The organism is Halomonas sp. KHS3 (genome assembly GCF_000830495.1).
GTDB lineage: Bacteria > Pseudomonadota > Gammaproteobacteria > Pseudomonadales > Halomonadaceae > Vreelandella > Vreelandella titanicae.
The window spans coordinates 57230-77230 of the sequence record NZ_JWHY01000014.1 but is presented as its reverse complement, the minus strand read 5'-3'; the positions used below and the strand labels follow the sequence as shown (position 1 = coordinate 77230).

Genomic DNA, 20001 nt, shown 5'->3' with positions numbered 1-20001 from the left:
CAACTGGGCCACACGGCTTGCCGTTGAACTGGCTTGCCTCAGCGAGGAAGGCGTATTCTACGCATTTCCTGGTGTTTGTCAAGGGCGTTGTTTTCGATGTTAAACTGACCACATCCAAAACCGCTGGCTTTCGTAAAAGCACTAACTACCTGACAAACCGAAGCTTTTACACTTCATTCACCGCTGGTAACGCTTGGCGTCCCAAAAGCACTAACTACCTGACAAACCGAAGCTTTTACACTTCATTCACCGCTGGTAACGCTTGGCGTCCCCGGCAGCGGATGCGTACTTTACGGATTCGCTGACGGGTTGGCAAGGGCTTTTTGACAGAAAGTTCAAATAAGCGTCACACGAGCGTAACGTTTCTTACCAGCTTGAATAACATAGCTCTTACCTGTCGCCAGCATAGTGTCTTTGGCAACGACGTCGCCGTCGACTTTAACTCGGCCATTACCCAGCATGTCTTTGGCTTGGGCACTGTTATTCGCAAGCTCAGCTCTATTAAGCACTGCTGCAATAGGTGCTTGCTCACTGCCCTCAAAATCGACCGTGACTTCCGGCAGATCTTCTGGCAGCTCGCCATCAGCCAGTTGATTACCCGCTGACTTGTGCGCACTGGCGGCTGCTTCATCGCCGTGGTAGCGGGCAATTAGCTCACGGGCCAGCTCCATTTTGATATCCCGCGGGTTCGCGCCCTGCTCAACGCTCTGCTTGAGCGCGTCAATCTCTTCGTTCGATTTCAAAGAGAGCAGCTCAAAATAGCGCCACATCAAGCTATCCGGCATGGAGACCAGCTTATTGAACATGGAGCCCGGCGCTTCATCGACACCAATGTAGTTGCCCAGGGACTTCGACATCTTCTGCACGCCGTCTAACCCTTCCAACAGCGGCATGGTAATGACCACCTGGGGCTCCTGGCCGAAGTGTTTTTGAATTTCGCGCCCCATCAGCAGGTTGAACTTCTGGTCAGTGCCGCCCAGCTCCACGTCCGCCTCAAGCGCTACCGAGTCGTAGCCCTGTACCAGCGGGTAGAGAAATTCGTGAATGGCAATGGACTGATTGGCTTTATAGCGCTTTTCAAAGTCATCCCGTTCCAGCATACGGGCGACGGTGCTTTGGGCAGCCAGCTCAATCATTTTGGCAGCGGAGAGCTCGCCAAACCATTCGGCGTTAAAACGTACCTCGGTCTTTTCAGGGTCGAGGATTTTAAACACTTGCTCTTTATAGGTTTCGGCGTTGGCTTTCACATCCTCTTCAGTGAGCGGTTTGCGCGTCACGTTCTTACCGGTAGGGTCACCAATACGCCCGGTAAAGTCACCGATCAAAAAGATAACCGTGTGCCCCAAATCCTGAAACTGGCGCATTTTGGTCAGCAATACGCTGTGCCCCAGGTGTAAGTCAGGGGCCGTGGGATCAAAACCCGCTTTGATACGCAGTTTGCGGCCTGAAGCCAGCTTCTGTTTTAGCTCATCCTCTACCAGGATTTCATGCGTACCCCGCGACAGCAGCGCTAAAGCCTGATCCACCTCACTCATTGCCTCTCTCCACTATAAAGAACCGCCCTTACCGGGCTCAGGTGATAAATAGCTGACGATGTTACCATGCTCGCTCGCCTTGGTTTAGCTCTCACCCTGGTTTAGTCTCAGCCCAGCTTTGTACGAGTTCGCTTATGAAAACGCCTACCGCTTCGCCGCTTTACTATATTGGCCTGATGTCCGGCACTAGTCTGGACGGTATTGATGCGGCACTTATCACCATCGAAGGTGATTCGCCGCCACGCCTGTTGGCCACCCATGCCGAACCGATGCCGGACGAGCTTCATCGCCTACTGTTTAAGCTGTGTCATGCGGAGCAGGTGAGTTTTGCGCAGCTCGCAGCAGCGGAACACGCGTTCTGCCAATGCCAGGCCCAAGCCGTGCAACACTTATTAGCGCCACTTTCAGTGAGCGTAGAACAGATCAGTGCCATCGGCAGCCACGGCCAAACTATCGAACACGCCCCTGCAGGCCACGACGGCGGCCCAAGCTATACCTTACAGCTGGACAACCCCAGCCTGTTAGCGGAACTCACCGGCTGCACGGTAGTGGCCGATTTCCGTCGCCGAGATTTAGCCGCTGGGGGGCAGGCTGCACCGCTGGCACCAGCATTTCATCAGGCGCTATTTGGGCGAGCAGACACGCATCAGCTGGTACTTAATTTGGGCGGCTTTGCCAATCTCACCTGGCTCTCTAGCCAGCCGAACGACCCGGTGATAGGTTTTGATACCGGGCCTGCAAATGTTTTATTGGATGGCTGGTTTGCCTTGCACCAGGGCGGCCGCTTTGACCAGGACGGCGATTGGGCCGCTAGCGGCAAGGTAGATGAAGCGCTATTAGCTCGACTGCTTTCCGAACCGTTTTTCCAGCAGCCGCCGCCGAGAAGCACAGGGCGTGAGCTATTTCATCTGGATTGGCTTCAAAAACACCTCAGCGGCCAGGAGGCCGCCGCCGATGTTCAGGCGACGCTGGCTGAACTCACCGCCGTCAGTATCGCCCAGGGGATTGAACAACTGCGGATCGATAGTGGCCCGCTGACGCTGATCACCGCTGGCGGCGGCGCCCACAACGGCTACTTAATGCAGCGCCTTGCCTATCATCTCCCCCGCGCCACACTCACTTCGCCAGCGGCGTACGGCTGGCCTGAAGACTGGATTGAAGCGGGCGCCTTTGCCTGGTTGGCGCACCAGCGTCTGCACAACCTGCCTGGCAACTTGCCCTCGGTCACCGGCGCGCAGGGCCCGCGGGTATTGGGTGGAATCTATGCCCCCTAATACTCATTGTTTGAATACGCCCCTAGACCTCAAAGAAAAGCAGTTGGTACGCCACAAGGCTTAAATTATTCAGCTTTTGCGACGAGAGTGCCTTTAGCCTGAGCCTGGGCTTCCTCTATGCTTACAACGCCCTCATTGACTAACCGAGACAGCGCGGCATCCAGGGTTTGCATACCCAGGCTGCCACCGGTTTGAATGGCTGAGTACATCTGCGCCACTTTGTCTTCGCGGATCAAGTTGCGCACTGCAGAAGTGGCAATGAGGATTTCGTGGGCCGCTACGCGCCCGCCGCCCTGACGTTTAAGCAGCGATTGCGACACCACTGCCTGGAGCGATTCCGACAGCATGGAGCGCACCATGGCTTTCTCTTCGCTGGGAAAAACATCGATGATCCGGTCGATTGTCTTGACGGCAGAGGTGGTATGCAGCGTTCCCAGCACCAGATGACCAGTTTCAGCAGCGGTCAGTGCTAAACGGATGGTCTCCAGATCACGCAGCTCGCCGACCAGGATCACATCCGGGTCTTCACGCAGCACGCTACGCAACGCATCGGCAAAGCTATGGGTGTCGCGATGCACTTCGCGTTGGTTAATCAAACAGCGCTTGCTAACGTGGACAAACTCGACGGGGTCTTCAATGGTGAGAATGTGCTCGTAACGATGATCGTTAATGTAATCGATCATCGCGGCCAGCGTGGTGCTTTTGCCCGACCCCGTTGGCCCAGTCACCAGCACCAGGCCCCGAGGTAACATCGCCAGGCGCTCGAACACCTCACCGAGCCCAAGGGTTTGTATGGAAAGTACTTGATTGGGAATGGTGCGAAACACCGCCCCCGCCCCGCGAGCTTGAGTAAAGGCGTTAACACGAAAGCGGGCGATCCCCGGCACTTCAAAGGAAAAATCAATTTCCAGGTGCTCTTCGTAGTCGCGCCGCTGACGATCATTCATGATGGCGTAGATCAATCTGCGCACATCGTTATTATCGATAGCGGGCACATTGAGCCGACGAATATCGCCATCAACACGTATCATGGGCGGCAAACCGGCCGAAAGGTGCAAGTCAGAGGCATTCTGCTTTGCCGAGAATGCTAGCAGTTCGGTAATATCCATCTCTCTTCCCAGCTGCGGTAAGGTGCTTGAGTATGACAGACATCGCGCTTAACGAGTCACTCGGCCATTCATACGCTCAGGCGCTTGAACGCCTGCATAATGCATTAGAAAACGCGGGGCGCGCCCAGGGTGCAGCCAAGCTACTGGCCGTCAGCAAAACCAAGCCTGCGGCGATGATTCGTCAGATTTGGCAGTTGGGTCAGCGTGAATTTGGTGAAAACTATTTGCAAGAAGCGCTGGAAAAGCAGGCAGAGCTTACTGATCTTGACGGCATTGTATGGCATTTCATTGGCCCCCTGCAGTCCAACAAAACCCGCTCTGTGGCCGAGCACTTTGACTGGGTACACAGCGTCGATCGGCTAAAAATTGCCAAACGCCTTAACGAGCAGCGCCCAACGCACCTTGCGCCGCTCAATATCTGCCTGCAGATTAATATCAGCCGAGAGGAGAGCAAAGCTGGTGTGCTGCCCGAGGAGTTAGAGGAATTGGCCAGGGAAGTCGCCACACTGCCTAATCTGCGCCTGCGCGGTTTAATGGCGATCCCCGCTCCAGCAGTGGATATAAGTGCTCAGCGCCAGCCATTGGCAGCACTACGCGAAGCTTTTACCGCCTTACAAAGCAGCTTGCCAGGCACACCCCTTGATACGCTCTCGATGGGCATGAGCGACGATTTAGAAGCGGCGGTGCTGGAAGGCGCCACGCTGGTGCGTTTGGGCACTGCAATTTTCGGCGCTCGCCCATCGGCTTAGACGAAAAGTAGCCCACTTTTTTACGTAGAACACTTTTACTTAAGGGACACCTACCATGGCGAATAAGATTACCTTCATTGGGGCCGGCAATATGGCCAGCGCCATTATCGGCGGCCTAATCGACAGCGGCGTCGCGCCTTCTACTATTACCGCCACCGCGCCGAATGACAGCGAACTGACATCGATTAAACAACGCTTAGGCATCAATACAGACACCGACAACAATGCGGCGGTGGCTGAGGCCGATGTGGTGGTACTCGCGGTGAAGCCGCAAATCATGCGCAACGTATGCGAAGCGTTGCGCGACAGCGTTCAGCGCCAGCAGCCGTTGGTCATCTCGATTGCTGCCGGCCTGGATGCCGGCACGATCGACCAGTGGCTAGGCGGCCAGAATGCCATGGTACGCTGCATGCCCAATACGCCCTCGCTGGTCGGTTATGGCGCCAGCGGCCTCTACGCCAATGCCAACGTCAGCGATGCCCAGCGTGACGTGGCCACCCAGTTAATGGAAGCGGTCGGCATTGTGGAGTGGGTGGAAGAAGAAGCCCTGTTAGACGCAGTCACCGCTGTTTCTGGTAGCGCCCCGGCCTACTTCTTTCTGATGTTCGAAGCCATGGAAGAAGCCGCGGTTAAACTCGGCCTACCTGCCGCCACCGCGCGCCGCCTGGCTATTCAAACCGCGCTGGGTGCCGCCACCATGGCGCAGCAGAGTGATAAAGACCCGGCCACGCTGAAACAGAACGTTATGTCGCCGGGCGGCACCACCGAACGTGCCATTCAACATATGGAAGAGGCACAATTGCGCACCACGATTGCCGACGCCATGCAGGCCTGCGCCGACCGCGCCCAGGCAATGGCCAAGGAACTAAGCGGCAGCTAATGCAGCCATTCGGCTAACACAGCCTAAGCTACCGGATCATCAAGGAGACATAATAATGGGCAATGAATTGGGCAGTGCAGGGTTAATGCTGGTAAATACCCTCATCAATATTTACCTCTTTTTACTCATGCTGCGCTTCCTGCTGCAAGCGTCGCGGGCGGATTACTACAACCCGTTAAGCCAATCGGTGGTCAAAATCACCCAGCCGGTAGTGGGGCTATTTCAAGGCTTTTTAGGCCCTGTGGCTGGCCGCTTCGACCTCGCCACCTTAGCAGCAGGCTTTGTATTGAAAGTGGCTAGCATCATCGCCATTTTTATGGTGATTGGCGTTGGCATGCCGCCCATTGCTGGACTGCTGATTGCCGGTGCGGCCGCCTTGGCGAATGCAATTTTAAAAATCTACTTCTTCGCCCTGATTGTGATGATTATTTTGAGCTGGGTAGCGCCCAACGCCAGCCATCCAGGTGCGCTGCTGGTTATGCAGTTGGTAGAGCCGATTATGGCCCCGGTACGCAAAGTGATTCCTCCGCTGGGCATGATCGATCTATCGCCTATCGTGGTGTTTATCACCATTAACCTGATCGATGGTTTGGTGGTCGGCGCCCTGATTCGTGCGGCGGGCATTTCCGGCGCGCTGGTCGGGCTGTGATGGCAACTGCCATCTCCGTATTCTTAGCAAGGAAGCCTCTGATTAACGTAATGAGTGCAGGCCAGACAAGGCAAAAATCAACGAAAAAGCGGAATTTACAGGTTGTAAATGAGCATTTTGAGGCGATTTTTAACGCCGTATGGGCAAGCGCAATAGTTAATCAGAGGTTTACAGGATCTACTTCAGTCGCCCTCTTTCAGCAGGACTAGCGCCTTCAATGCCTGACTCAGATACGCTTGCATTTGCAGACCGACCGGCGGGCTCCGTCGGCGTGGTCACCCCGCACGTGGCACGCTTCGACACGCCGCTCGCTCTCGCCTGCGGCAAAGTGCTGCCTGCCTACGAGCTGATTTACGAAACCTACGGCACATTGAATGCCGATCGCAGTAACGCGGTACTGATTTGCCACGCGCTCTCGGGTCACCACCACGCCGCGGGCTACCACAGCGAAGAAGACCGCAAGCCCGGCTGGTGGGATGCCCATATTGGCCCCGGCAAAGCGATCGACACCAACCGTTTTTTTGTTGTGTCGCTTAATAACCTTGGGGGCTGCCATGGCAGCACCGGGCCGGTCAGTCATAACCCCGACACCGGTCGACAATGGGGGCCTGAGTTCCCCATGGTCACGGTGAGCGATTGGGTAGCTAGCCAGGCGCGGCTTGCCGACCACCTGGGGATTGAGCGCTGGGCCGCCGCGGTAGGCGGCAGCCTGGGCGGCATGCAGGTGATGCAATGGACAATGACCTACCCGGAACGGGTGGCTAATGCGGTGGTGATTGCCGCCACGCCACGACTCTCGGCGCAAAATATCGCTTTCAACGAAGTGGCTCGCCAGGCGATTCGCTCTGATCCGGAGTTTTTTGACGGCTGGTATGCCGAGCACGACACCGTACCCAAACGCGGACTTAAGCTCGCGCGCATGGTGGGCCATATCACCTACCTGTCCGAAGACGCCATGGGCAGCAAGTTTGGCCGCGATTTGCGTAGCGACGACCTTAACTTCGGCTTTGACGTTGAGTTCCAGGTGGAGTCCTACTTGCGCTATCAGGGCGATACCTTCTCCACCGCCTTTGATGCCAATACTTACCTGCTGATGACCAAAGCGCTGGACTACTTTGACCCTTCCGCCACCCAAGGGGGCGACTTAGCCAAAGCCCTGGCCCCAGCGCAGTGCCCGTTTTTGATTGTTAGCTTTACCACCGATTGGCGCTTTCCGCCCTCGCGCTCCCGCGAGCTGGTCGATGCACTCATTCGTGCGGGCAAAGCGGTTAGCTACGCCAACATCGACTCGCCCCATGGGCACGATGCTTTCTTACTCTCAGAGCCGCGCTACGACGCCATCTTCAGCGCTTTTATGAATCGCGCTGCTGGCGAGCTTAACCTCGCCGAAGTGGGTAAAGATGAAGCAAGCGAAGATGCAACGAGCTCAGAGGAGACGCCATGATGCGCGCCGATCTTGAACTGATTTATGACTGGGTGCCCGAAGGGGCGCACGTGCTCGACCTCGCCTGTGGCGACGGCGAGCTGCTGGAGACCCTGGCGAACAATAAAGGCGTGACCGGCTATGGCTTAGAGATCGACCACGACGGCATTAATGCCTGCGTCGCCCGGGGCGTCAGCGTGATTGAGCACAACCTGGATGACGGTTTAAGCAGCTTCTGCGATAACAGTTATGACCAGGTAATCATGACCCAGGCGCTTCAGGCGCTGCGCCGTCCGGACAGGATGCTCGATGAAATGCTGCGTGTCGCCGAAGAGGGCATCATCACTTTCCCCAACTTCGCCTACTGGCGTCACCGTGTTCATTTGGGCCTGCGCGGCTATATGCCGGTATCCAAATCGCTGCCCCACGCCTGGTACGACACACCCAACATCCATCTCTCAACGTTCAACGACTTTGAGCATCTGTGCCGCGAGAAGGGCTTGATGATTGTTGATCGCGCGGTGGGCGTGGGGGATCATCAAGGTCACTGGAAATCGCGGCTATGGCCCAATCTATTTGGTGAAATTGCCATTTTCCGCGTTCGTCGCCGCTAGATATTCATCGCGTTTAAACGTAACCCAAGGAGCCACGCCATGTTACGCAGATTAATGATGAGTGCCGCCCTTGTCGGCACGCTCTTCGCCGCCGCTGGGGCCCACGCCGAGCAGTTCGTCAGCGTGGGTGATTACGAGATTCACTACAGCGCGGTGAACAGCAGCTTTTTGACCCCGGAGGTGGCCCAAGCGAACAACCTCCAGCGCAGCGCTAACCGCGGCCTGGTGAATGTAAGCGTTCGCGAGCGCCAGGAGGATGGCAGTACCCGCCCCGTTAACGCCAGCGTACAGGGCCACGTAAGCGGCTTGACGGGCGCCCAGGAGTCGCTCAGCTTTCGCACCGTGCACGACGGCGATGCCACCTACCACCTGGCGCCTTTTACCCTACTCGACGATGAGAACATGCGCTTTGAGCTAAGCGTGCGTTACGACCGCAACGCAGCCCCCGAACCGGTGAACTTTATTCAGCGTTTTTATATTGATCGCTAAGTCGTACCTAGAAACATATAAATTAGCATCCAAAGCGCCGAGGGTTGGTGTAAGCAAGGGTCTTTCGCCATGGATGGCGAAAGTAGCGCCCAGGGAAGGGTTCACAGCGCCCTTGCGTCACCTGCCCTCGGCAAGCTCATGCCACTTTAAAGCCGTACAGGCAGGCTGCGGGTTAGCCGCACCTCCGTTGGGCGCTCCTGCTCTCGAGCCACTTCAATGCCGTAAGCCAGCACTTCCACCCCGCTGGCCGAGGCCTCCGCTAGAGCTGCCGCGTAAGTCGCGTCGATATGGGCTGCGGCGGCTACATCGGCTATACCTTCGTGGGCGACACAAAACAGCAGCACCGCCCGTTCGCCCTGCTCTGCCAACACTCGCAGCGAATGCAGATGCTTGGTACCGCGCACACTTACCGAGTCCGGAAAGTAGCCGTGGCCGTCCTGCTCTTTGAGGGTGACCTGCTTCACCTCGATATACGCCCGCCCACGCTCTGGGTCATCCAGCCTAAAATCGAGGCGGGCGTCGGCCACTTTCACCTCCCGGCGCAGAGTGGCGTAGCCTGCCAACGGTGCCAAAGCCCCCGCCTCCAGCGCCGCTTCCACGATGCGGTTAGCGCGTCCGGTATGCACCGAGGCGAGCGCCACCTGCTCATCCGCTTGGGGCAGCTCGATAAACTCCCACGTCCAGGCAAGCTTGCGCTTGGGGTTATCGCTGGGTGACAACCACACTCGGCACCCTGGCACGTTCACCGCCTTCATCGAGCCGGTATTGGGGCAGTGGGCGACGACTTCGCGACCATCATCCAAACGCACATCGGCGAGAAAGCGCTTATAACGCTTGATCAGCGTGCCCGGCACCAGCGCCGGATAAGTCAGCATCACAGCCTGCCCACAAAGCGTGCAATCCGAGCCACCGCCTCTTCCAGCCGAGCCACATCATTGGTGAAAGCAATGCGCACATGGTGTTCGCCGCCACGTACGGCAAAATCAATACCCGGGGTAATCGCCACGTTCTCCTCCTGCAATAAGCGCTCGCAGAAGGCCTGGCTATCGCGGCTGTAGCGGGAGATATCCAACCACAAATAAAACGCCCCCTGGGGCGGGAGATCCGGCGCCAGCCCCAAGCCTGCAAGGCCCTCCAGCAGTACCTGGCGGCGCTCTTTCAGGGTTTCACGACGCTGTTCAAGAATACCCCGGCTCTCGGGCGTAAACGCCGCCAGGGCGGCATGCTGCGACGGCGTCGCCGCGGCCAGAAACATGTTCTGCGCCAGCCGCGTTAATGGCTCCACTGCATGCTCTGGCGCCACCAGCCAGCCCAGGCGCCAGCCGGTCATGCCAAAATATTTTGAAAAGCTGTTGACCACATAGGCGTTGGCGGAGAGCGAAGTCGCCGACAGCGGCGCATCGTCGTAGTTGAGGCCCTGATAAATCTCATCGACGATGACCTCGCCTTCGCGCTCAGCGACCGCTGCCAGCACTGCAGAGAGCTGTTGCGCGCTCAACGTGTGGCCGGTAGGGTTAGAGGGCGACGCCAACATCGCTAGGCTTGTGTCCTCACGCCAATGCTGGGCGACCAGGGCAGCGTCCAACTGCCAGCCGCTACCTCGCCCCACGGATACCGCATCAATCTCAGCGCCAGCTAGCGCCATAAAGTGACGATTGCAGGGGTAGTTCGGATCAGCCATCAGCACCCGCGAGCCGGTTTCAACTAATAACTGGCTGGCCAGCAGCAGTGCCCCTGACGCCCCGGGCGTTACCAAAATACGTGCAGGATCAACCGTAGCGTTAAAGTGCTCGGCGTAATGTCCGGCGATCGCCTCGCGCAGCGCGGGCAGCCCAGCTGCTGGGGTGTAGCGGGTATGGCCACTGGCCAACGCCTGCTGCCCGGCAGCGATAATGGGCTCGGGAGTAGCAAAATCCGGCTCGCCTACTTCCAGGTGAATCACATCGTGGCAGGCGGCTTCCCGCGCCTGGGCCATTTCCAGCAAATGCATGACCCGAAAAGGGGCAACGTGATCGACACGCGAATTCCAGGCCATAACGGCTCCTTCATCTAATCATTTTTGAAACTGGACAAATATTGAAAAACTAACTAAAACATGGCGCTAGTCATATTCAAGGCCAAACAATCGTCGACAGCTCACCATTATGCTTGCAACCCAGTCATTTTTCAGCTAAACAAGCATCCCTTTGGCGTGAGATCGTGACAATCGCTCATGGTCGATCAGTAGTCACATATGTAAGGGGCAGTCCCATGCCAGTAGCAGAAAAGAAACCGGAAGCGTCCAAGTCCTTCACTCCGTATGAGCCAGCGCCGGGTGAAGAGTATATGAACGAGCAGCAGCTAGCGCACTTCCGTCAGCTGCTGCTGGATTGGAAACAGGATCTCATGGAAGAGGTGGATCGTACCGTACGCCACCTGCAGGAAGATGCGAACAACTACGCCGACCCCGCCGACCGTGCTACCCAGGAAGAGGGCTTTAGCCTGGAACTGCGTACCCGGGATCGCGAGCGTAAGCTGCTCAAGAAAATTAACGAGACGCTAGATAACATCGATGATGATGATTATGGCTTCTGCGAAGCCTGCGGCGTTGAAATCGGCATTCGTCGTTTAGAAGCTCGCCCCACCGCCACCCTTTGTGTGGATTGCAAAACCCTGGCGGAACTCAAAGAGAAACAGCTAGGCGGCTGAGCACTAAAAGACCGTGCTACTCGAACGCGGGCACCTTAGGGTGCCCGTTTTTGTGAATGGCTTTTTGTGAACAATCAGCCCCTTTCAACAACGACGCTACTATGAATGATTTTGCTCGCTACCGTGGTCGCTTTGCTCCTACGCCCTCAGGCCCGCTGCACTTTGGCTCTTTGGTCGCCGCCTTAGGCAGCTATTTAGATGCCCGCGCAGCCGATGGGCAGTGGCTGGTACGCATTGAAGATATCGACCCACCGCGTTGCCCTGAAGGCGCGGCGAGCACTATCCTTCGCCAGTTGGAAACCTTCGGGCTGGAGTGGGACGAAGCGGTAATGTGGCAGCACACTCGCGGCGATGCTTACCAACAGGCGCTTGACCAGCTTGTCCAACTCGGCCTGGCCTATCCCTGCAGCTGTTCGCGCAAGCAGTGGCAGGCGTTTGATATCTACCCCGGCTGGTGCCGCGATGGCGTTTGCGATGCGAATAAACCGGTGGCCTGGCGGCTGCGCAGCGACCGTGGCGAACGCCCTATCCGCTGGCAAGACCGGCTGTTCGGCGAGCAGCAGTTTGACCCGGCTGAACTAGGCGATGTGGTATTAAAGCGCAAAGATGACCTATGGGCGTATCAGCTCGCCGTGGTAGTGGATGACGCCGAGCAGCAGATTACCGATGTGGTACGCGGGCTCGATTTGCTCGATAACACCCCTTGGCAGCGCCAATTGCAGAGCGCACTTCAGCTACCGCAGCCGCGTTACTTGCATCTGCCACTCATTGTGACCGCTGAAGGGCAAAAGCTCTCCAAGCAAAACCTGGCCCCGGCCCTGGCAGAAGACGAGCAGAAAGTGCGCCAGCAGCTCTTTCAGGCGCTGGAAGCGCTTGATCAAGCGCCGCCACAAGAACTGGCCTCAGAGCCCTCCGCGACTCAGCTACACTGGGCGGTAGCGAACTGGTCGTTGGCACGTTTAAACCCAACGGCACACCGTTTAAATCCCTCTTCACCTCCAGTAGGAGATTGATATGTATGTCTATCGCATCATGCTGTTTTTGGTGTTTGGCGGCTACCTGCTCTCTCCGCTACTGATGAATGGCTGGAGCGACCCTGAGGCCGCCTGGTACCGGCCGTTTGCGATTTGGGGCGGTTTGATTGCGTTAACTCTCTGGCTGGAGCAGAAGAGAAAGCTTGATGAACGTTGAGATGCACGTTGAGATAGTCGGCGTCCTACTGCTTGGGCTGGGCTACCTGGCACTGCTGTTTGGCTGCGGTTTTGCGGTAGAGCGCGGCTGGGTGCCGGTGCGTATTACCCGCCACCCGATTGTTTATACCCTTGCCCTGGGTGTTTATGCCAGCGCCTGGGCGATTTACGGCAGCGTGGAAATGGCTGCCCACGCGGGGTTTGGCTTCCTCGCCTACTACCTGGGCGCAGCGGGCGCCTTCTTGCTCGCCCCTGTGCTACTGGTGCCCATCCAGCGCATCACCCGCACCTATCAACTAACGTCATTGGCGGATCTGTTTGCCTTTCGCTTTCGCTCTCGTTGGGCGGGTACGCTGGTCACCATCGTCAGTCTACTGGCGGTGCTGCCACTGCTCGGCATTCAAGTCCAAACCCTGGGCGAAGCCATCAATATCATCACCGCCAGCCAAGCGGGAGGTAGCGTTGCGCTACTTTTTTGCGCCGTAATTGCCGCCTTTGCGGTTATTTTCGGTGCCCGCCACAGCCAGTCTCACGGCCGCCACGACACTCTGCTTAGCGCCATTGCGTTTGAATCCATTGTTAAACTGCTGGCCATGCTGGGGCTCGGCGTGGTGGCGCTATGGATGGTGTTTGACGGCCCAGGCGACCTGCAGCTGTGGCTGGAGGGCCCTGGCGCTCTCCTCCAACAACAGACACCCAAACTTGACCCGGCCCAGTGGAGAACCCTCCTGCTGCTGTTTTTTGCGGCGGCGTTTATGATGCCGCATCTGTTTCATATCAGTTTTTCAGAAAGTCTATCCCGGCATACCCTGCTACAAGCGAGCTGGGCGCTGCCGCTTTTCCTGCTATTAATGGCGCTACCCGTGCCGTTGATTTGGTGGGCCGCGCAGTCGGTCAATCCCGACATACCCATCGCCGCCTATGCCGCCTACCTAATGACCGAGCACTGGTGGGTAGGGGCACTGGCGTTTATCGGCGGGCTAGCCGCCGCCAGCGGCACCATGATTATGATTGCACTGGCACTTTCCGGCATGGTGCTTAATCATATTGTACTGGTAGCGAGGCCCCCGGAAGCGCGCAGTGATCTCTACGGCTGGCTGCTGTGGCTGCGCCGAGGGCTAGTGGTCGCTGTGATTATCAGCGGCTGGGTGTTTTACCAGTGGGTAGGGCGCCATCATGGGCTTATCGGTTTGGGATTAGCCGCATTTGTGGGGATGGCCCAGTGCCTGCCTGGCATGCTGGCGCTGCTCTACTGGCCGGGCGCTAACCGTAAAGGCATGATTATTGGCCTCATCGCAGGCGTCGGCGTATGGCTATGGGGGCTATGGCTGCCGCTCATGTTCTCGCTACCCGTACCGACGCTGCCCTTTACCCCGCTTACCGACACTGGTGCGCCGGTTTGGTACAACGTCACGCTGCTCTCGTTAGCGGTCAATATCCTGCTGTTGATTGTGATATCGCTGTTTACGCGTATTTCTGAAGGTGAGCAGTCCGCCGCGGAAGCGTGCTCCGTCGATGCCGTTATCCGCTCCAAGCGCTTTCCACTGGAAGCCGCCACGGCGAGCGATTTTTCTACCCACTTAGCCCACGCCCTCGGCGATGAGGCGGCTAGCCGTGAAGTGAATCGGGCATTGCAAGCACTCAACTTAACGCCCCAGGAGCGCCGTCCCTACGCGCTGCGTCGCTTGCGTGACCGTATTCAGGCCAATCTCTCGGGCCTAATGGGTCCATCGGTGGCACGGGATATTGTTGATCGCTATCTACCCTACCGCCACGACGACACCCCTGAAACCGACGATATTCACTTTGTTGAAAGTCGCCTGGAAGCCTACCGTTCGCGGTTAACGGGGCTAGCCCGGGAACTCGACGGCTTGCGCCGCCACCACCGCCAAACCCTGGCCTATCTGCCCGTGGGGCTGTGCGTGCTAGGCGATGACGATGAACTACTAATGTGGAATCAGGCGCTCTCTCAACTCTCGGGCATTAGCGGTGAAAGCGTGATCGGTTCACGTCGCGACAGCCTGCCTGCCCCCTGGCCCGGCCTACTCGGCGGCGTGCTGGAAACCACATCAGCACCGCTCTACAAACAGGCGGTCACGCTGCACGGTAAAGACTATTTTTTGACCCTGCACAAAGCGATTCTCAGCGGTAGTGACAGCCGTGGCGGCAGCGTTATTCTGATTGAAGACCATACCGAAATGAAATGGTTGGAAGATGAGTTGGTGCATGCAGCGCGCCTTGCCTCTATCGGTCAGTTAGCCGCTGGGGTCGCCCACGAAATTGGCAACCCGATTACCGGCATCTCGTCGCTGGCGCAAAATCTACGCTACGACACCAACGACCCCGCCCTGCTGGAGACCGCCGAGCAAATCCAGCAGCTGACCCAACGGGTCACCAAAATCGTTAACTCACTGGTTGGCTTTGCCCATGGGGGAAGCCAATCGGTACCGCTCCCTGCCTCACCTGTGGCACTTGCATCCATTAGCGAAGATGCACTGCACTTGATCCACCTCGCCCGCTCGGGAGAGGATGTTACCTTAACCAATGAAACGCCTGACGACGTGGTGGTGCGCGGCGATGCCCAGCGATTAACGCAAGTGATGGTCAACCTGCTGAGCAATGCCCGGGATGCCTGCGGCCAAGGGGGAGAAGTTCACATGACCGCAGGGCGCCACGAGCAGCTTGCATGGTGGCGGATAACCGATAACGGTCAGGGCATCGACCCACGAGTGCGCGAGCACCTATTCGAGCCCTTTACCACCACCAAGCCCGCCGGCGAGGGCACCGGTCTGGGCCTTTCATTGGCCTACCAGATTATCAATGAGCACCAGGGTAAAATAGACGTGGCTTCGCCACCCCCCGGACAGCCTCGCGGCACGGCCATTACGTTATGGCTGCCGCTTTACCAACAGGATGATCAGCCAACCCATGCCCAGGATTCTGATTGTTGAAGATGAAGCGATTATTCGCAGCGCGCTAAAGCGCCTTCTGGAACGCCACGACTATACGGTCAGCGAAGCAGGCAGCGCTGAGGAGGCCAGCCAGCTTGAGCTCGCAGGGTTCGACCTCATCATCAGCGACCTGCGTCTGCCGGGCGAACCGGGCACCTCGCTGATCGCCGCCGCGGCCCCCGTGCCAGTATTGATCATGACCAGCTACGCCAGCATGCGCTCTGCGGTGGAGGCGCTCAAACAGGGGGCTGTGGACTACGTTGCCAAGCCCTTTGACCACGCGGAGCTATTGGAGACCGTTGAGCGGATCCTGCACAAGCAGTCGATGCAGCAGAGTCCGCCCCCGGATATCACCGATGCAGGCGGCAGCCGGCAAACCATGATCGGCAACTGCGTTGCCATGCAGCAGGTCTACACCCGCATTAGTAAAACCGCACCGGCCGATGTCACCGTATTGATTCTTGGCGAGTCAGGTACCGGCAAGGAGCTGGTGGCACGCGCCATTCACCAGCAGAGCAAGCGCGCCAAGGCACCGTTGATCTGCGTCAACTGCGCGGCGATTCCTGAAACGCTGATCGAATCAGAGCTGTTTGGCCATGAGAAAGGCGCTTTTACCGGCGCCAGCGCTGCGCGCACCGGGTTAGTCGAAGCCGCTGATGGCGGTACGCTATTTTTGGATGAGATTGGTGAACTACCACTGGATGCCCAGGCGCGTCTGCTGCGCGTTCTTCAAGAGGGTGAAATCCGTAAAATTGGCTCGGTGGAAACCCGCCACGTCAATGTCCGCCTGATTGCAGCCACCCATCGTGACCTGCGAGCACTGTCAAAAACCGGCGAGTTCCGCCTTGATCTTTACTACCGGCTGAACGTGATGCAGATCGAGCTGCCGCCGCTGCGCGAGCGCGAGGATGACGTGCTTGAGATCGCCGACATTCTGCTCGACAAGGCGTGTAAGCGCCACGAACGCACGGGCCTGCGTTTGTCCCGCGCAGCCCGCCAGGATCTGCGCGACTACCCTTGGCCGGGTAACGTTCGCGAGCTGGAGAATGCCCTTGAGCGCGGAGTGATTCTTGCCGAGGGGCATCTGATCCATCCGGATGACCTGGGTCTAGCGCCGACCACCCCACGCCCCCATCCGTCCTCTGGCGCGTCCAGCACACCTGCTGCCAGTGGTGGCGGTGATAAAAGTGCTGAAGAGAATGAAGATGATCTCTCTTTAGAAGATTATTTTCAGCACTTTGTCCTCGAACACCAAGACCAAATGAGTGAAACCGAATTGGCACAAAAACTGGGCATTAGCCGTAAAAACCTTTGGGAACGACGCCAGCGGCTTGGCATACCGCGCAAAAAAACCGCCCGGCGCCCAGGTTAAGCACCTGGGCATTGCTATCCACTCGCGCCTCCACACCACGCCTACGACTATCGTCTAATATACTGATTTAAATAAGAAATATTCTGCCTTTCGCTACCCAGGCACTGTTACCTTCCCACACAACGCCGCGCACAAACGGGCGCGAAAGGGGTAACACTTCTCGCGCCGTAAAGTTCCGCAGTGACTTAAAAAACTCCAACCTTCTGAAATTTATAATTTATTAAATAGGTGGCACAGGGTCTGCAGTATTACTGGGTAAGAAAAACAAACTGGGCATAGCGCCAGGTCACCAACAAAAACAACATGACCTCGCCACAACCTGAGCCACAACAAAAACAACAGGGCCAGGTAGAGATAACGGTACTAACAAGAACAACAGGCTTGAATCTCATTACTTGCTTGCGCAGGCAACACAGGCGCAGCGAACAACAACAAAAGTTAGCAAGTGGCCCGAAAGGACGCGACGTACAATGTGACTTGGCATCCTAACAACAACAATAGCTGTCAGTGTGTACACCCCGGCGCCAATAATAATACCCCGGGGGGAGAAAAGTTCGCGGTTGGATTATTGTTTTGAATACGAGGCGGTCGGAACCATCGTGATCCTTACGCCTACCGACTGCGGTGCGTATTCAGGGCGATGTGCCATCATGAAGAAAAATAGCAGCACGGACGCTGATTAATTGCTTGATAGGGGAGGCTCTCTTAGCCTCCCCTTTCCGTGTTTGAAACCTGGGTTTAAAACCTGTGTTAGCCCCCGCCAGCGTCAAGTGCTTTGCAAGCCGCTACTTTGCAAGCCGCTCTTTGCAAGCCATGAAGGGTCGGCTACACTCAGCCACTCGTGGTTTATGTTCAGTACTCGTTTGAAGTGTTTTCTAACGACTATTTTTACGACCATTTTTTCGTACCTGCGAGTTGAAATCGTCGCATGTTTAAAGGATTTACCCGTTTCCTACACAGCCCGGGGGAGCAATTGAAAACCTTGCTTGATCCCCAAGAGAGCACCACCAGCGCCCTCACTCCGCGCAACATCCCTCGGTCCGAGCACCCTGTTTCTCGCCAGCATATTAGCGATGCCGCGTTAAAAGTGCTTTATCGCCTTAGCGGCGCGGGTTTCGACGCCTATTTGGTGGGCGGTTGCATTCGTGATGCGCTGCTGGGCAAGATGCCCAAAGATTTTGATGTCGCCACCAACGCCACTCCAGAGCAGGTTCGCGATCTATTTCGTAACTCGCGCCTGATCGGCCGCCGTTTTCGGATTGTCCATGTGCGCTTTGGCCGCGAGGTCATTGAGGTCACCACCTTCCGTGGCAAACCCCAAGACGAGCATGGCGACCACATTGCCCATCAGTCCGATGAAGGGTTACTGCTACGCGACAATGTATGGGGCAATATCGAAGAAGACGCGCTGCGCCGCGACTTCACCGTTAATGCGCTCTACTACAATATCGCCGACTTCAGCATCACCGATTTTGCCAATGGTGCCGAGGACATTAAGACCCGCACCCTGCGCCTGATTGGCGACCCGGCGACACGCTACCGTGAAGACCCGGTACGGATGCTGCGGGCAGTGCGTTTTGCGGCTAAGCTCGATTTCACGCTGGATCCCGCCACTGAAGCGCCGATGTACGATCAGGCGCCGCTGCTGCTGCAGATTCCCCCAGCGCGGCTATTCGATGAAGTGCTCAAGCTGTTTATGTCGGGCCACGGCTTGGTTACCTTCCGGCTGCTCAGCCACTACGGCCTATTCGGTATGCTGTTCCCCGAGGCCGAAGAAGCCATGGCCGATGCCGCCTGGGCCGAAGAGCTGATTGAGCAGGCGCTGACCAATACCGATAAACGTATCGCCGAAGAGCGCCCCGTCACCCCCGCGTTTCTGCTGGCTGCGTTTTTATGGGCACCGGTCAAACATCGTCAGGAAGCGTTGGAACAAGAAGGCATGCCGCCTATTCCCGCGCTTCAAGCAGCCGCCCAACAGGTGGTCTCTCGTCAGTTAGAGTTCACATCCATTCCCAAGCGCTTTGGCATCCCGATGCGGGAAATTTGGGAATTACAGCAGCGCCTACCCCAGCGGCGCGGTAAAAAAGCCTTTCAAACCCGCGAACATTCGCGTTTCAGAGCTGGCTATGATCTGCTGCTGCTGCGCGAACAGGCGGGCGAGATACCAAGTGGTTTAGGCGAGTGGTGGACGGCGTTTCAGCGCGGCGATGAGCACGAACAGCGCCGCTTACTGCAAAAAGTTGGCGGCGACCCCGCCAGCCAGGGCGATCGTCGTCGCAAACGGCGCCGTAAGCCGAGCGCGCCAGAGTAGTGGGTGCTCCTCCCCAGCTCGCCTATATTGGCTTGGGTAGCAATCTGGAGTCGCCTATCGAGCAGGTTCGCGAGGCCCTCAACGAGCTGGCAATGCTACCGCTAAGTCGATTGGTGGCAGCATCATCGCTTTACGCCAGCCGCCCGGTGGGGCCGCAGGATCAGCCGGACTTTATCAACGCGGTGGCAGCGCTGGAGACACGGCTCTCGCCGCTGGCGCTACTCGACCAGCTTCAGGTGTTAGAGCAGCAGCATCGCCGCCGCCGCCAGCGCCACTGGGGGCCCCGAACGCTCGATCTTGACCTGCTGCTCTACGCTAATGACACTATCGATACGCCACGCCTACGCGTGCCGCACCCGCAAATGACTGCCCGGGCCTTTGTACTGCTCCCCCTCGCAGAGATCGCCCCCTCTCTAGACCTTCTCCAACAGCCGCTATCCACCTGGCTTGAAGGTGTTGAGTCACAAGACTTGCTCAGGGTTTAGTGCGCTTATCCCATCTGACACTTAGAGCTTGAGGTTACTGCTTTCAGTACCTAGCCAGCGTTTCAAACTCATGACTGTAGAAGTGCAACTAAAGTGCGAAAAGGCACGTTTTCAGCCCTATGTTTAGGCTTATAGAACCTTTGCCCTTAGGTTCATCGCAGGCTAAGCTTACTTAAAGTAGCTGTGATTAATTTAGCGGGCTCTAGCTTGCTTAAACACCTCATGCTCACTAACTCATTAGCTACTTGATTTTCCAGAACAAATTAATTCATGAGGCATCAA

At 57.2% G+C, this 20001-nt stretch carries 18 protein-coding genes; 14 read left to right on the top strand and 4 right to left on the bottom strand.

What is annotated here, in order from left to right; genetic code table 11:
- Window positions 1-335: 335 nt before the first annotated feature.
- Window positions 336-1535, bottom strand: a complete 1200-nt coding sequence (gene tyrS, locus RO22_RS22450; RefSeq protein ID WP_009287950.1) for a tyrosine--tRNA ligase — start codon at window positions 1533-1535, stop codon at window positions 336-338.
- A 134-nt stretch (window positions 1536-1669) separates the two neighbouring features.
- Here tyrS and RO22_RS22445 point away from each other — a divergent pair, with 134 nt between their 5' ends.
- The gene (locus tag RO22_RS22445) at window positions 1670-2809 is read left to right on the top strand and encodes an anhydro-N-acetylmuramic acid kinase (RefSeq protein ID WP_041159448.1); all 1140 of its coding nucleotides are present in this window, start codon (window positions 1670-1672) and stop codon (window positions 2807-2809) included.
- Window positions 2810-2874: 65 nt separating this feature from the next.
- Here the strand turns inward: RO22_RS22445 and RO22_RS22440 are convergent, their stop codons facing one another.
- Entirely contained in the window at window positions 2875-3918 is a 1044-nt protein-coding gene (locus RO22_RS22440; RefSeq protein ID WP_041159447.1) for a type IV pilus twitching motility protein PilT, read from the bottom strand.
- A gap of 32 nt (window positions 3919-3950) precedes the next feature.
- Between RO22_RS22440 and RO22_RS22435 the strand changes: the two genes are divergently transcribed.
- From RO22_RS22435 to RO22_RS22410, 6 genes are all read left to right on the top strand, one after another.
- The gene (locus RO22_RS22435; protein ID WP_041159446.1) at window positions 3951-4667 is read left to right on the top strand and encodes a YggS family pyridoxal phosphate-dependent enzyme; all 717 of its coding nucleotides are present in this window, start codon (window positions 3951-3953) and stop codon (window positions 4665-4667) included.
- 55 nt (window positions 4668-4722) lie between these two features.
- Window positions 4723-5547, top strand: a complete 825-nt coding sequence (proC, locus tag RO22_RS22430) for a pyrroline-5-carboxylate reductase (protein WP_022520687.1) — start codon at window positions 4723-4725, stop codon at window positions 5545-5547.
- A 55-nt stretch (window positions 5548-5602) separates the two neighbouring features.
- The gene (locus RO22_RS22425) at window positions 5603-6196 is read left to right on the top strand and encodes a YggT family protein (RefSeq protein WP_041159445.1); all 594 of its coding nucleotides are present in this window, start codon (window positions 5603-5605) and stop codon (window positions 6194-6196) included.
- A gap of 217 nt (window positions 6197-6413) precedes the next feature.
- Entirely contained in the window at window positions 6414-7640 is a 1227-nt protein-coding gene (metX, locus tag RO22_RS22420; protein WP_009287944.1) for a homoserine O-succinyltransferase MetX, read from the top strand.
- On the top strand, window positions 7640-8233 hold the full coding sequence (metW, locus tag RO22_RS22415) for a methionine biosynthesis protein MetW (RefSeq protein ID WP_041159454.1): 594 nt from the start codon (window positions 7640-7642) through the stop codon (window positions 8231-8233). The genes metX and metW overlap by 1 nt, the downstream gene beginning before the upstream one ends.
- Window positions 8234-8272: 39 nt before the next feature.
- Window positions 8273-8722, top strand: a complete 450-nt coding sequence (locus tag RO22_RS22410; protein ID WP_041159444.1) for a DUF4426 domain-containing protein — start codon at window positions 8273-8275, stop codon at window positions 8720-8722.
- Between the two features lie 146 nt (window positions 8723-8868).
- Here RO22_RS22410 and sfsA read toward each other — a convergent pair whose 3' ends face one another.
- Both sfsA and RO22_RS22400 read right to left on the bottom strand, forming a co-directional pair.
- Entirely contained in the window at window positions 8869-9597 is a 729-nt protein-coding gene (gene sfsA, locus RO22_RS22405) for a DNA/RNA nuclease SfsA (RefSeq protein WP_200890277.1), read from the bottom strand.
- Window positions 9597-10757: an aminotransferase class I/II-fold pyridoxal phosphate-dependent enzyme gene (locus RO22_RS22400; RefSeq protein ID WP_041159442.1), complete on the bottom strand. Its 1161-nt coding sequence runs from the start codon at window positions 10755-10757 to the stop codon at window positions 9597-9599. Before RO22_RS22400 ends, sfsA begins: the two co-directional genes overlap by 1 nt.
- A 215-nt stretch (window positions 10758-10972) precedes the next feature.
- Between RO22_RS22400 and dksA the strand changes: the two genes are divergently transcribed.
- The 7 genes from dksA to folK all read left to right on the top strand — a co-directional run bounded on the left by dksA (window position 10973) and on the right by folK (window position 19719).
- Entirely contained in the window at window positions 10973-11410 is a 438-nt protein-coding gene (gene dksA, locus RO22_RS22395) for an RNA polymerase-binding protein DksA (protein ID WP_007111809.1), read from the top strand.
- A gap of 101 nt (window positions 11411-11511) precedes the next feature.
- Window positions 11512-12423 (top strand): tRNA glutamyl-Q(34) synthetase GluQRS, encoded by a 912-nt coding sequence (gluQRS, locus tag RO22_RS22390; RefSeq protein WP_041159441.1) that lies wholly within the window; start codon window positions 11512-11514, stop codon window positions 12421-12423.
- 1 nt (window position 12424) lies between these two features.
- A complete protein-coding gene (locus tag RO22_RS24800) occupies window positions 12425-12601 on the top strand; it encodes a hypothetical protein (protein WP_007111811.1) in 177 nt (58 codons plus the stop codon).
- 1 nt (window position 12602) lies between these two features.
- On the top strand, window positions 12603-15551 hold the full coding sequence (locus RO22_RS22380) for an ATP-binding protein (RefSeq protein ID WP_041159453.1): 2949 nt from the start codon (window positions 12603-12605) through the stop codon (window positions 15549-15551).
- Window positions 15529-16923: a sigma-54-dependent transcriptional regulator gene (locus tag RO22_RS22375; protein ID WP_041159440.1), complete on the top strand. Its 1395-nt coding sequence runs from the start codon at window positions 15529-15531 to the stop codon at window positions 16921-16923. The genes RO22_RS22380 and RO22_RS22375 overlap by 23 nt, the downstream gene beginning before the upstream one ends.
- Window positions 16924-17851: 928 nt before the next feature.
- Entirely contained in the window at window positions 17852-19234 is a 1383-nt protein-coding gene (gene pcnB, locus RO22_RS22370) for a polynucleotide adenylyltransferase PcnB (RefSeq protein WP_009287938.1), read from the top strand.
- On the top strand, window positions 19234-19719 hold the full coding sequence (folK, locus tag RO22_RS22365) for a 2-amino-4-hydroxy-6-hydroxymethyldihydropteridine diphosphokinase (protein WP_041159439.1): 486 nt from the start codon (window positions 19234-19236) through the stop codon (window positions 19717-19719). The genes pcnB and folK overlap by 1 nt, the downstream gene beginning before the upstream one ends.
- The last annotated feature ends 282 nt before the right edge of the window (window positions 19720-20001 follow it).

Bases quoted from the DNA above. Each gene is read 5' to 3' on its own strand.
- tyrS (WP_009287950.1), bottom strand. From the start codon at position 1,535: ATGAGTGAGGTGGATCAGGCTTTAGCGCTGCTGTCGCGGGGTACGCAT.
- RO22_RS22445 (WP_041159448.1), top strand. From the start codon at position 1,670: ATGAAAACGCCTACCGCTTCGCCGCTTTACTATATTGGCCTGATGTCC.
- RO22_RS22440 (WP_041159447.1), bottom strand. From the start codon at position 3,918: ATGGATATTACCGAACTGCTAGCATTCTCGGCAAAGCAGAATGCCTCT.
- RO22_RS22435 (WP_041159446.1), top strand. From the start codon at position 3,951: ATGACAGACATCGCGCTTAACGAGTCACTCGGCCATTCATACGCTCAG.
- proC (WP_022520687.1), top strand. From the start codon at position 4,723: ATGGCGAATAAGATTACCTTCATTGGGGCCGGCAATATGGCCAGCGCC.
- RO22_RS22425 (WP_041159445.1), top strand. From the start codon at position 5,603: ATGGGCAATGAATTGGGCAGTGCAGGGTTAATGCTGGTAAATACCCTC.
- metX (WP_009287944.1), top strand. From the start codon at position 6,414: ATGCCTGACTCAGATACGCTTGCATTTGCAGACCGACCGGCGGGCTCC.
- metW (WP_041159454.1), top strand. From the start codon at position 7,640: ATGCGCGCCGATCTTGAACTGATTTATGACTGGGTGCCCGAAGGGGCG.
- RO22_RS22410 (WP_041159444.1), top strand. From the start codon at position 8,273: ATGTTACGCAGATTAATGATGAGTGCCGCCCTTGTCGGCACGCTCTTC.
- sfsA (WP_200890277.1), bottom strand. From the start codon at position 9,597: ATGCTGACTTATCCGGCGCTGGTGCCGGGCACGCTGATCAAGCGTTAT.
- RO22_RS22400 (WP_041159442.1), bottom strand. From the start codon at position 10,757: ATGGCCTGGAATTCGCGTGTCGATCACGTTGCCCCTTTTCGGGTCATG.
- dksA (WP_007111809.1), top strand. From the start codon at position 10,973: ATGCCAGTAGCAGAAAAGAAACCGGAAGCGTCCAAGTCCTTCACTCCG.
- gluQRS (WP_041159441.1), top strand. From the start codon at position 11,512: ATGAATGATTTTGCTCGCTACCGTGGTCGCTTTGCTCCTACGCCCTCA.
- RO22_RS24800 (WP_007111811.1), top strand. From the start codon at position 12,425: ATGTATGTCTATCGCATCATGCTGTTTTTGGTGTTTGGCGGCTACCTG.
- RO22_RS22380 (WP_041159453.1), top strand. From the start codon at position 12,603: ATGCACGTTGAGATAGTCGGCGTCCTACTGCTTGGGCTGGGCTACCTG.
- RO22_RS22375 (WP_041159440.1), top strand. From the start codon at position 15,529: ATGCCCAGGATTCTGATTGTTGAAGATGAAGCGATTATTCGCAGCGCG.
- pcnB (WP_009287938.1), top strand. From the start codon at position 17,852: ATGTTTAAAGGATTTACCCGTTTCCTACACAGCCCGGGGGAGCAATTG.